11 protein-coding genes are annotated in these 12043 nt (G+C 50.4%); 6 read left to right on the top strand and 5 right to left on the bottom strand.

The features are described from left to right. The first annotated feature begins 331 nt into the window (after positions 1 to 331). The 5 genes from HBA93_RS07500 (at position 332) to HBA93_RS07480 (ending at position 4787) form a co-directional block, all read left to right on the top strand. Positions 332 to 895, top strand: coding sequence for a hypothetical protein (locus HBA93_RS07500; RefSeq protein ID WP_286201794.1), 564 nt, complete (start codon positions 332 to 334; stop codon positions 893 to 895). A 208-nt stretch (positions 896 to 1103) separates the two neighbouring features. Beyond that, a complete protein-coding gene (sseA, locus tag HBA93_RS07495; RefSeq protein ID WP_286201793.1) occupies positions 1104 to 1937 on the top strand; it encodes a 3-mercaptopyruvate sulfurtransferase in 834 nt (277 codons plus the stop codon). Positions 1938 to 2130: 193 nt separating this feature from the next. Then, a complete protein-coding gene (locus HBA93_RS07490) occupies positions 2131 to 3471 on the top strand; it encodes a c-type cytochrome (RefSeq protein WP_221722856.1) in 1341 nt (446 codons plus the stop codon). Continuing rightward, the gene (locus tag HBA93_RS07485; protein WP_221722855.1) at positions 3471 to 4388 is read left to right on the top strand and encodes a c-type cytochrome; all 918 of its coding nucleotides are present in this window, start codon (positions 3471 to 3473) and stop codon (positions 4386 to 4388) included. The genes HBA93_RS07490 and HBA93_RS07485 overlap by 1 nt, the downstream gene beginning before the upstream one ends. 147 nt (positions 4389 to 4535) lie before the next feature. Beyond that, complete coding sequence (locus tag HBA93_RS07480; RefSeq protein ID WP_221722854.1) at positions 4536 to 4787, top strand: hypothetical protein; 252 nt, start codon at positions 4536 to 4538, stop codon at positions 4785 to 4787. Between the two features lie 70 nt (positions 4788 to 4857). Here the strand turns inward: HBA93_RS07480 and HBA93_RS07475 are convergent, their stop codons facing one another. From HBA93_RS07475 to HBA93_RS07455, 5 genes are all read right to left on the bottom strand, one after another. Beyond that, positions 4858 to 5670: an ABC transporter permease gene (locus tag HBA93_RS07475; protein ID WP_121992332.1), complete on the bottom strand. Its 813-nt coding sequence runs from the start codon at positions 5668 to 5670 to the stop codon at positions 4858 to 4860. Beyond that, entirely contained in the window at positions 5667 to 6431 is a 765-nt protein-coding gene (locus HBA93_RS07470) for an ABC transporter ATP-binding protein (protein ID WP_221722853.1), read from the bottom strand. Before HBA93_RS07470 ends, HBA93_RS07475 begins: the two co-directional genes overlap by 4 nt. Positions 6432 to 6638: 207 nt before the next feature. Beyond that, positions 6639 to 7688, bottom strand: a complete 1050-nt coding sequence (locus HBA93_RS07465; RefSeq protein WP_221722852.1) for an ABC transporter substrate-binding protein — start codon at positions 7686 to 7688, stop codon at positions 6639 to 6641. Between the two features lie 233 nt (positions 7689 to 7921). After that, positions 7922 to 8845 (bottom strand): DMT family transporter, encoded by a 924-nt coding sequence (locus tag HBA93_RS07460; RefSeq protein ID WP_221722851.1) that lies wholly within the window; start codon positions 8843 to 8845, stop codon positions 7922 to 7924. Between the two features lie 71 nt (positions 8846 to 8916). Next, positions 8917 to 9822, bottom strand: a complete 906-nt coding sequence (locus HBA93_RS07455; protein WP_122092031.1) for a LysR family transcriptional regulator — start codon at positions 9820 to 9822, stop codon at positions 8917 to 8919. Between the two features lie 210 nt (positions 9823 to 10032). Here HBA93_RS07455 and asnB point away from each other — a divergent pair, with 210 nt between their 5' ends. Beyond that, entirely contained in the window at positions 10033 to 11961 is a 1929-nt protein-coding gene (asnB, locus tag HBA93_RS07450) for an asparagine synthase (glutamine-hydrolyzing) (RefSeq protein WP_221722850.1), read from the top strand. Positions 11962 to 12043 lie beyond the last annotated feature (82 nt).

Here is a 12043-nt window from a genome sequence, read left to right as displayed (position 1 = left end):
CGATTTCTATACGCTCTCACCTCATTACGTCCATAACCTGAAGGGTGAGGAGGAAAAGCAAGCAATTGACTATCGATTGCCCGACGAATGGTTCAAATCCTGCCCTCGCAACCAAAATCTCCCATGAAAAACATCAAATGCCCCGGCAGAAATGCGCGGGGCTTTTTTTGTATGTTCAAACAAACAAATGACAAATGTGGGGAGAGGGGGAAGCGAACTTAGAAATATGCTTTTACTAGTTATGAGCATTGCTATGATTATAGGCATTCTGGTCGATTTTTAGTAATAAAATGATATTTGTGATGGTTCTATAAGAATGCGGAGTACGAGAATGATTAAACTATTGTGTGCCGGTGTTCTTGTAAGCCTGATGTTGCCGCTGGAAATGGCATCAGCTCAAACTTTTCGTGTCTGTCACGGTTATGATTGCTATTACCGAACTAAAGTGACGCTAAGTTCAAAGGATGAGAGCCGCATCCGTAATCTTTTGCAAAAGGCTGGCCGAAGCGCAAATGACGAGAGAAAAGCATTACGGATGGCTGTCGCAATATTTGAAGAGCGTAGTACAGCAATTATCAGTGTTCGTGACAAACCAAAAATGCAGTTCGGTAAAGCCCGCATTAAAGGCCAAATGGATTGTGTTGATGAATCGATCAATACAGATAGTTTTCTTCGTTATTTAGAAACACGCGGCTGGTTAAAGCATCATACTGTTTCGAAACGAACGACGCGCGGTTCGTTTATTGATGGTCGTTATCCGCACTGGACTGCGGTTATTCAGGATATATCGGGACAGAGGTGGGCTGTCGATTCCTGGTATGAGGCGGGTGGCGGAATGCCTGATATTATGCCGCTTCAGGAATGGAAACGTGGCGGCTATGGGGACGAACGTTAACACTCCAATCCCCATTATAATAAAGCATAAGATGTAGCCTTAAATGCTAGGGTGAAAGTCATAAAATATTACATCTATCGTTATCCCGTTGGCAAAAAGCCTTTTGATCAGATGCAGATGGCTAATGTGCCGTGATCATGCAAATTTCTTCAATTCATTCCTTGCCATTGATAAAGACACTTATATTCTATGTGTGAATGAGTGACATATGGGGAATGAAATGACTCCGGAAGAAATTTTTGTATCGCCGCAATGGGTGAAAGACCGTCAGAAATCAGGCGGTCTGAAAATCGTTGACGGTTCCTGGTATATGCGGGCGACAAAACGCATCTGCGGTGAGGAATTTGAACAGGTTCATATTCCGGGCGCAGTCTTTTTCGATCAGGATAAGATCGTCGATCCGAGCTCTTCTTTCCCGCATACTGTTCCTTCACCGGAAGTTTTCGCGGATGCAGTGGGCATGCTGGGCATCAGCGTTGATGATGAGATCGTTATCTATGAAACCGGTGATTTGTTTGCCGCGCCCCGCGTCTGGTGGTTGTTTCATATTATGGGCGTACAAAAACTGCATATTCTGCGCGGCGGTATTGCTGCATGGCAGGCTGAACGCTTTGAAACAGAGAGCGGTAAAGTTGTACCTGAGCCTGTTAAATTCAAACCGGTCTATGCCGGTGAAAAAGTTGTCTTCATTGAAGAAATGGTGCTGATTGCCAAACATGCAAAAGCACATATTACAGATGCCCGTTCGGCTGAACGGTTTACCGGTGCCGTACCAGAGCCGCGTGCGAATGTCCGTTCCGGCTCTATTCCCGGTTCTGTCAATGTGCCTTACGGTTCTCTCGTAGAAGACGGTGCTTTCAAAGCACTTGATACGATGAAGGTAATTTTTGAAGCACAGGGTGTGAAGAAGGATAAGCCTGTTGTAACAACCTGCGGCTCAGGTGTGACAGCCGCTGTGCTGTTTCTTGCGCTCAATCTGCTGGGTTATGAAAATGTCCGCCTTTATGACGGTTCATGGACAGAATGGGGCACAGTGACCTGAGCGGTTTTTCTGTGTAATCGCCAGTTAATGGTATAATTTTCTTTGATTTTGCATCATGGAAAACTGTTGTTCTTGTAATTGGCTATGTTTTGGAACGTGAATATCGCGAATGCATGAGGTCATTGATCTGAATCAATGAGAAACATTCCTGACAGTCTCAGATGGAGGTGAAGAGACGACTCAGGAGTTCAACATGAAGCTTGTTAAGACGCTTGCCCTTTGCGGTCTGGGCTTGTTTGGCGCAAGCTATGCAATTGCGGTTACATCGCATCATTGGTATGCGCCAAAGCAGGAAGCTACAGTCAATATTCAGGATCCGGTACTGATTAAGCAGGGTGAATATCTTGCTCGTGCCGGTGACTGTATTGCCTGTCATACTGCACCGGGCGGCAAGGAATTTGCCGGCGGTCTGGGTATGCAGACACCGCTTGGCACCATTTATTCAACAAATATCACACCGGATAAGAAAACCGGTATTGGTAATTACAGTTACGGCGATTTCGAGCGTGCTGTCCGTCGTGGCGTACGCCCCGACGGTGTGGCGCTCTATCCGGCTATGCCTTACGTTTCCTACGTTGTCGTGAAAGACGACGACATTAAAGCGCTCTATGCATATTTCATGTCACGCGTGGAAAAGGTTGAGCAGGAAAATCAGGCTTCCACTTTGCCTTGGCCGATGAATATGCGCTGGCCGCTGGCCTATTGGCAGCTGGCTTTTGCACAACCGCGTGAATTTACATCGGCAACCGGCATGGATGCGATGGTTGATCGCGGAGCCTATCTGGTTGAAGGTCTGGCGCATTGCGGTGCCTGCCATACACCACGTGGTGTCGGCTATCAGGAAACAGCACTCAGTGATGACAAGAAGGGCAATTACCTGTCCGGCTCTGTTCTTGAAGGCTGGTATGCTAAGAACCTGCGTGATGAAGGCACCGGCCTTTCCACATGGACTGAAGCGGAAATTACCGACTTCCTGAAAACCGGCCGTAATGATCGCACCGCCGCCTTTGGTGGTATGGCCGATGTGGTTGCCCATAGTACGCAATATCTGACGGATGACGATCTGACATCGATTGCCCGCTATCTGAAGAGCCTGCCTGCTCGTGACAGCCATCCGCAGCAATGGACTCCGAAGGAAGATGTAACAACTGCGGCACTGCGTGCCGGTGACTTTTCCGCTCCGGGTGCCGTTGGTTACGTGGATAATTGTGCTGCCTGTCACCGTCTGGATGGTCGTGGTGCGGAACGTGTTTTCCCGGCTCTTGCCGGTAATTCGATCGTCTTTGCTGAAGATCCGAGCTCTCTGATCCAGTTGACACTGGATGGTGCAGCAATGGCTGAGACGCCGCATGATCCGATGGTGTTCAAGATGCCGGGCTTTGCCCATCTCACCAACAAGGAAATCGCGGATATTCTGAACTTTATCCGTAACGGCTGGGGAAATCACGGCTCACATATCAAGGACAGCGATATTGCCCGTATGCGGCATCTGATTGAGCACAAGCCTGTGCATTATGTTCCGGAGGCAAAATAATGAGCAAGCAATTCTGGATCGGCACAGCTGCAGCACTTGTTGTAACAATCGCAGCAGCAGGCGCAGGCTGGACATTTCTGGTGAAACCGTCGCGTGTCGATGCGCCGCCACTGCCGACCTATGATGTGGTGGATGCAGAAGGCAAAGTCGTCGGTCAATATACAATCCCGAGTGATGATCTGATTGCCAAGGAACCGGATGCCAATGCCATTATGTATGGCAAGCGTCTGCTCAATGAAACAGCCCGTCTGTTGCCGGAGAATGTTGGTGCGGGGCTGAATTGTAACTCCTGTCATCTGGCGCAGGGGAAACTGGATAAAGGCGCTCCTTATATTAACTCCTATAATTTCTATCCGCGGGTGATGCCGCGTGCGGGTAAGGAAGTTAATCTGGTGATGCGTATCAATGGCTGCTTTCAGCGCTCAATGAATGGTAAGCCGCTTGATCCGAAGTCTGAGGAAATGGGCGCAATGATCGCCTATATGAAATGGCTCGGACAGGGATTGCCGAAACAACACATGGTGAAAGTGGCCGGTGCCGGTAAAATTGATGAGTCACTGGTGCCGGATCCTGTCAAAGGCAAGGCGATTTATGCAACCCAATGCGCCGTTTGTCATGGCAATGACGGCGAAGGTAAAAAAGACCAGTTCGGTGATTATGTCTTCCCGCCGCTTTGGGGTGATGACAGCTTTAACATCGGTGCGGGTATGGCGCGTACCTATAAGGCTGCGGCATTCGTAAAATATAATATGCCGGTCAGCATCCATCAGGACGGTATGCTGGGGCAGGGTGGCTTGTTGACTGATCAGGAAGCGGTTGATGTGTCTGAATATTTCACACATATGCCGCGTCCGGATTTTGCCGGTAAGGTCAATGACTGGCCGAATGGCAAAAAGCCGAAAGATGCCCGCTATTAATCGCGTGTGGTGCGTGATCGGAAAAACCGGCAGCAAGAAATTGCTGCCGGTTTTTTGTTCTTGCTTGGTGGATATTTAGGTGACAAACAGTTTTCTCATTCTCATCCGCTGCTATGTTGTGCGGAAAATGTAAAAGGTTGAAGTCTCGTGAAAAAGCTGCTGCGGATTATTCTGATTGTTATGATTGCTGCGATCGCTGTTGCTGGTCAACGTTGGTATAGTTATGTGACGAATACTACAGATCCGTTTGATGAGGTTGGAATCAATCTGCAATCCTATATGCCTGCACCGATCCGTCATTGGGGTTGCATGCAATTGAAAAAGAATTTTGGCACTAAAACTTTGCCGCCTTATGGTTGCCAGTCACCGGATAACAGCGCAAGCTGGATTGAGGGATAAGTCCTTCAGCAAGATACAAAAAAGGCGCGGACAGGTTATATTGTCCGCGCTTTTTTGTTGTTGTGCCGAATCAGCGCCAGCTGAGGAAATAATGTTCGACCCTGCCGATGAGCCAGCTGGTAATCAGCCCCATGACGGAGAGGATTGTAACGCCGGCAAACAGGCGCTCCAGATCATAGAGTGAACCGGCTTCCAGAATGTAAGCGCCGACGCCATATTGCGCGCCGAGCATTTCGGCAGCAACCAGCAGAATAATGGCAATGGCGATGGAAACACGTAAGCCCGACAGGATGCCGGGTAAGGCACCCGGCAAGACGATCTTGCGGATGATCGACCACCAGCGCAGATTAAAACTTTGTCCCATGCGGATCAGACTGCGATCCACATTATCAACCGCGCCATAGGTTGCGACCACAGTTGGTGTGAAAGTACCGAAAGCGATCAGCGCATATTTCGACATTTCATCAATGCCGAACCAGATCACAAACAGCGGCAGCAGGGCGATTTTAGGGATCGGAAAGATGGCAGCAACCAATGGCACCAGACCGGCACGGACATAGGAGAACAGTCCGATCATCGTGCCGAGCAGTACACCGGCGAAAATCCCCATCGAAGCGCCGACAAGCAGCCGCTGCAATGACGGCAGCAGATGTTGCCATAACAGACCGGTATCATAGAGCTGATAGAAGGTGCCCAGCACCGCAGAAGGGCGCGGCAAAGTGAGATTGGAAATAAAACCTGTACGGGTGCCGATCTCAGCCAGTGCAATCAGGACCATAAATAGCAAAGGCGCTATGAAGCGCACTTTTACCGGTGCAAAACCGCCGCCTCGAAAAGGTACAGGACGGGTGATGATTGTCTGGTTATCTGATGGTTTTGTCATTTCAGCAGCTCCTGATCCGCAGCCATCGCTTCATCACGCATGAGCGCCCATAATTCCTGCTGCTTGGCATCCAGTACAGGGTCTGCGAGATGGCGCTGATCGAGAGGCGTGTCGATTGTCACAACCTGATTGATCCGCCCCGGACGGCGGGACAGCACCACAATCTTATGGCCGAGGCGGACGGCTTCAGCCAGATTATGGGTGACATAGACAGCGGTGAAAGGCTGGCGCGTCCAGAGTGATACCAGATCATCCATCAGCAATTCGCGGGTCTGACTATCGAGCGCGGAGAGCGGCTCATCCATCAGCATGACATCAGGGCGCACAGCCAGTGCACGGGCAATGGCAACGCGCTGCTTCATGCCGCCGGAAAGTTGCTTGGGATAGGCATTGGCGAAGTCAGACAGGCGGGTGCGTGCCAGCACATCAGCAATGATGGTATCCATTTCTGATGAGGATAATTTGTGATCTTCCAGTACCAGCCGGATATTACCGGCAACCGTGCGCCAAGGCAGCAGGGCAAAATGCTGGAAAACATAGGTCAACGGATTGAGCGATGAGGGCGAAGGTTCTCCGACCTGCAAAACCTGACCGGATGTCGGCTGTTCAAGACCACCGATAAAACGGAGCAACGTGGATTTGCCGCAACCGGAGGGGCCGATCAGACAGACGATCTGCCCCTGATTGATCTCTAGCGTGATATCACGCAAAACTTCGACCTTGCCGTAATGGTGGCCGACATTTTTTAACAGCAAATCCATGCAGTTTTTACTTCTTCTTGTCAGGGCGGCAGGGTTAAAATGTATCCCGAAAAGTGAGAGCGGTTTTCGGATAAGATACACGTAATAACAAAAAGAGAGAGCATTTCTTCTGAATTAAAAAACTAGAAATGCTCGATCGCTACGGGCCCTGATCATTCGCGGGAAACAGCCGGCAGGGCAAACCGTACCGGCTGAAAAGACTTTAGATCAGATGGTTTTGACGTAACTGGTGTCAAACAGCATTTCAGACGTAATGGTATCTTTGACCATCTTCTCGTCTTTAAACCAGTTCAGCTGTTCGGTCACAGAACCGAGCGACAGTGCAAGACCTTTGTTGATGCGCATTGCGCCATTGACAAGATTGGTTTTGGCCTGTTCGAACGGCAAATCCATTTCCACATATTTATGGGTGATCTTGGCAATCGCATCGACCTCTTCCGCAGAAGCGGTTTTGTCGACCAGAGCCGCATTGTAATCATCAATAGCTTTGGAATAAGCGCGGATGAAAGCTTCTGTTTTCGCACGTTCTTCCGCAGCATTTTTGGTCGAAGTGAACACTGTTGTCACCTGATAATCCGGCGCAACATCAGACACCAGACCGATCTGCTTGGCTGCACCTTCTGCAATCATTTTCTTGGCAATGCTTGGCTGGATAGCCCATACGTCAATCTGGCCGGAAGTCAGAGCGCCGACAACAGCACCGACCTTCTGCAGCGGGCGCAGAGTGATTTCAGACAGCGGAATATTGTTGGCCTTGGCAATTTTGTAAGCCATGAAGTGGAAGGATGAACCAGCAGTGGTGATGCCGAAGCTCTTGCCTGCCAGATGTTTAGGCTCGGTCAAGCCTGCTTCATATGCTTTGTTAGAAGCAAGAATGATCTGACCGGCGAGGCCTTTTTCTTCTTGCAGAGAACCGCCGATGACTTTTACCGCATTTTTCTCGGCCAGATTGATCAGGCCGCCGCTCATGGCTGTTACACCATAGTCGACATCGCCACCGGCAATGGCAACGGCCATCGGCTGCGCGGCTTCAAAATATTTGAATTCCATGTCGAGGTTTTCAGCTTGGAAATAGCCGCGCTCCATCGCAATGAAGCTAGGTGCCTGACTGGCGAGACGGATAATGCCGAGCACGGCCTTGATCTGTGCAGCTTCAGCTCTGGCACTTAACGAAAACGGGGCGCCCAGAACAGTCATAGCACCGGCGGCACTGAGCCCTGCGAGAGTCTGACGGCGGGAGAGCTGGAATTTCTGCATCTGTTATCCTTACCAAAAGCGGAGCGGCCTGAAACATAAAGCGACAGATGCCGGTTTACCTGCTGTCCGTGCCCGACGCTTTATTGCGAAAAGGCATGGAATTTTTGCAATGATTTCGTGTGCCCTTTTAGAGCAAACTTGTCAGGATTTGAAGCCAAAAGCCGCAAGATTGCACTTTGTCCCGCTTAATTGTGATAAGAAACGGAGGTTTATCTGTTTGTACGGCCTTTAAATTATTCCGGAACCTTGCGGCGCAGCGTAAGGCAAAGTACGCCGGAGATAATCAGAAGGATTGCTGCCAGCTCAGTTATATCGGGTGTTTCATTGAGAAAGACTACGCCAAGTATAACAGTCACCACTGGTATCAATGAAGAAAGAGCTGATCCTGCCGCAGCACCAAGACCTGCGACAGCGCGGTTAAAAGCGACCAGTCCGATAATGGTGGTGAATATGCCCTGATAAATTGCCTGTGTGAGAATATCCTCCCATGGAGCTGAGGTGATGTTTTTCTCAAAAAAGCAAAGATAGAGCGGCAGGTAGACGAGTGCGGAGATCACTGCTGCAATTGCCGTGGCATGGAGCGCGCTGATACCGCTGCCACGCAAGGCAATAACATAGGCAGCCCAGAGCATTGCAGCTGCCAGAAAGGCCAGATGGCCGTAAGATTGTCCGGCTTCAAAAGACTGGCTGACGATGAATAATGCGCCGCCAAGAATGAGAAGGATACCAGCCCAACCGCGGGGTGAAAGTTTTTCCCGCAACAGAAAAGTCCCCAGCAGCGCCACCAGCACAGTCATCAGACCCGGAATAAGTGCTGCGGCCTGCGCGGCAGGCGCAAAACGCAGGCCGGTCGCGGTGAGCAGCGCGTAAGGGGCTCCTGCACCGCATACCAGCAGAACCCAGCCGCTGCGACCAAGGCGGTTAAGACCTGAGCCTGTTTTCCATAAAACAGGGAATAGCAACAGGCCGCCGGTGCCGAAACGCAGAGCAATAATATCATAGGCAGTGAGGCTGGATTTGACACCGAAGCGGGTGAGGACAAATGAACCGGACCAAATGGCCAGCCCGAGCAGCCCCCACAGGAAAGCACTCAGACGGGAGGGGGAGGCAGCGATCTGCGCTTGAGATGTGGCGGGGCTGGTGATGCTTGCTGACATGACGGTCTCCTGATGTGAAGACCAGCCTGTGACATATAATGAAACTTATGCGGTCATTAAATCAAATCAGATTACCCATTAGTCCGGCTTATGGTTTGTGTCATAAGCTGTGATAATGCCGCGAAAATATCTGTCTGGGTGTTATCCTGACGATGGATAAGTTGCAGGGTTCTGCAGAGTACGGGACTGAAAGAGCGCAAACGCAATTCATGATAATCAGCCTGCGGGAAAGTGTTTGCCGCCAGAATAGTGATGCCCAGTCCTTGCCGCACCATATTCAGCGCGGTGGTAATGTCCTGTGTCATGATTGTTTCCGGCGCGGATATATTTGCCGCCTGAAACAGCGGCAGCATAATATGTTCCGAACCTGCGGCCATGATCACAGTGCGCTGCGTTGCATCCTGTAAGGTCAGATGCGGCAGACGCAGCAGGGGATCATCGCGGCGGATAACTGCCAGCAACTCTTCCTGCCTGAGCGGCTGACTGATCAGCTCAGCCGGCAGGCCTGTTGGTAAAGCCGTGATACCGGCATCGGTGATGCCTTGTCTGACCCAGTTGCTGACTTCGAGATGCGTACCCTGATAAAGCGAGATTTCCAATCCTGGAAAGAGCCGCTGTAATTGTCTGCGCCATTGCGGCAGCAGGGTTTCTGCAATACTGGGAATGGCTGCAAAGCTGAACCGTTGCGGGTGCTGATTTTGCCGGTTTTCAGCGCTTTCAGCAATATTCAATATGCGCAGTGCCGCATCAATTGCGTGGTGTGCTTCGGGTAAAATGCTTTGCGCAAAGGCTGTGGGCGTCACACCGGATGCGGTTCTGGTAAAAAGCGGCAATCCCAAAGTTTTTTCCAGTGAGGCAAGCGACTGGCTGGCGGCTGATTGTGTGAGATGCAGCTGCCGTGCTGCCTTGCCGATAGTACCGCATGCAGCAATAGCGATGATCAGCTCAAGCTGGGACAAGGTTAGTTTTCGCTGCATCACAACCTGTCTTTACGTGATTTGTAGCGGCTATATTTCTGTCCGTTAACAATAGACAGACATTTCTTGTTGTGCTGCACTGTTTCTGAAAATCTTGTTTGGCGATTGGCGGGACTCTGCGATACAAGATTATGTCAGGTGGGCTTTTGAAGGCAAGTCCGGATTTTCTTTCCGGTTATTGTTGCCGCCTATGTCAGCGGGGGCGTTATCGTGTGCGGATTAGCAGGCTATGTCGGGCAGATAAAAACGGATCAGGCGCCGGAGATTTTACTGCGCCGGATGGCCGATGCTATTGCTCATCGCGGCCCTGACGAGCAGGGCGCCGTTGTTCTGAATGGTGCAGGTCTGGCGCATAAGCGTTTGTCTATTGTCGGCATCAGCGATGGTCAGCAACCGATGACAGTCGCCGATAAGCGCTATGTGCTGGTTTTCAACGGCCAGATTTTCAATCATGCAGAATTGCGTCGTGATCTGGAAGGACAGGGGGCACAGTTCCGCACTCACAGCGATACGGAAGTGATCCTGCATCTCTATGCCCGTTATGGCACAGATTGCCTGCGTTTTATGAACGGTGATTTTGCATTCGCTTTATGGGATGTGCAGTTAAAGCGCATGTTTATTGCCCGTGATCGTCTGGGGGTGCGGCCGCTTTTCTACACTTATGCGGACGGGGTGTTATATTTCGCTTCAGAGATTAAAGCATTGCTGCGTGTGCCTTCAGTACAGGCAGAGCTTGATCCGGTTGCACTGGATCAGATTTTTACGCTCTGGGCGCCGGTTGCGCCGCGCACGGCTTTCCGTAATATCTATGAGCTTGAACCGGCGCATATGATGATCTGCGATGAAAACGGCATGAAAATGCACCGTTACTGGACGCTAGATTATCCGGACAGGGACGATGCTGCCGTCATTCATGATGCCGATACTGCCGCAGAAGAATTGGAAGCTTTACTGCAGGATGCCACTAATCTGCGCATTCAGGCTGATGTGCCTGTCGGAACTTATCTTTCCGGCGGGTTGGATTCATCACTGATTGCTGCTTTTGCACAGCCGCTGACAAAAGGCGAGCTGCATAGTTTTTCCGTAGGCTTCGAGCAGGCGGATTATGATGAAAGCCGTTATCAGCAAATGGTGGCGCAGGCGCTGCATACGCATCATCATTCCATCTCCATTGCGGAAGATGATATTGCCGCTATTTTTCCTGATGTTATTCAGGCTGCCGAAGTGCCGCTGGTCCGCACGGCACCGGCACCGCTTTATCGCCTTGCACAATTGGTGCGGGAAAGTGGCATGAAAGCAGTGCTGACCGGAGAAGGGGCGGATGAGGTCTTTGCCGGCTATGATATTTTTCGCGAGGCAAAAGTCCGCCGTTTTTGTGCGCGGCAACCGCAATCGCAAATCAGGCCGCAATTATTTCGCAAACTCTATCCTTATTTGCCTGGCTTAAAAGCACAGACACCGGAAACACTGGCTGCTTTTTTCGGTATTCACGGTACGGATATGGCAGACCCGCTTTATTCGCACCGCCCGCGTTTTAAGGCGACAAGTGCTGCTAAATTGTTTTTCTCCGGCGATCTGAAACGGGAGCTTGCTGATTATGATGCGGGTGAGGAAGTGGCTTCCAAACTGCCGGAGCGGTTCGGGCGCTGGCATGAACTACATCAGGCGCAATATCTGGAGTGTCGTTTTCTGTTACCGTCCTATATTCTCTCCAGTCAGGGTGATCGTATGGCAATGGTGCATGGTGTGGAAACACGCTTTCCGTTTCTGGATTACCGCCTGTCTGAATTTGCAACAAGGTTGCATCCGTCGCTGAAGCTGCACGGACTGACCGAGAAATATCTGTTGCGCCGTGTCGCAGAAGAACGGGTTCCGGCTGAGGTTTTGCAAAGACAGAAACAGCCTTATCGTGCGCCGGACAGCCATTCCTTTACCGGAAAGGGTGAAAAAGACTATGTACGCGATCTGATGAGTGACGGCCGCATTGAAGAGAGCGGCTATTTTAACTCTAAAGCCGTTTCTAAATTATATAATAAGAATAAAGAACAAGGTCTGACTGGTTTTCGTGACAATACAGCCTATGTCGGGGTGCTTTCTACACAGATATGGCTGAGAAAATTTACAAGTTTACTGAACTAGTTTGGAAAATTTAAAAATCTTATAGACTTTACTGTCAAAATTATGCGTTAAGACAGTGAATAAAACAGAGTATTTACAGGCT

This window comes from Ochrobactrum sp. SFR4, assembly GCF_019730395.1.
Taxonomy (GTDB): domain Bacteria; phylum Pseudomonadota; class Alphaproteobacteria; order Rhizobiales; family Rhizobiaceae; genus Pseudochrobactrum.
This window is presented reverse-complemented; position numbering and strand designations above follow the sequence as displayed.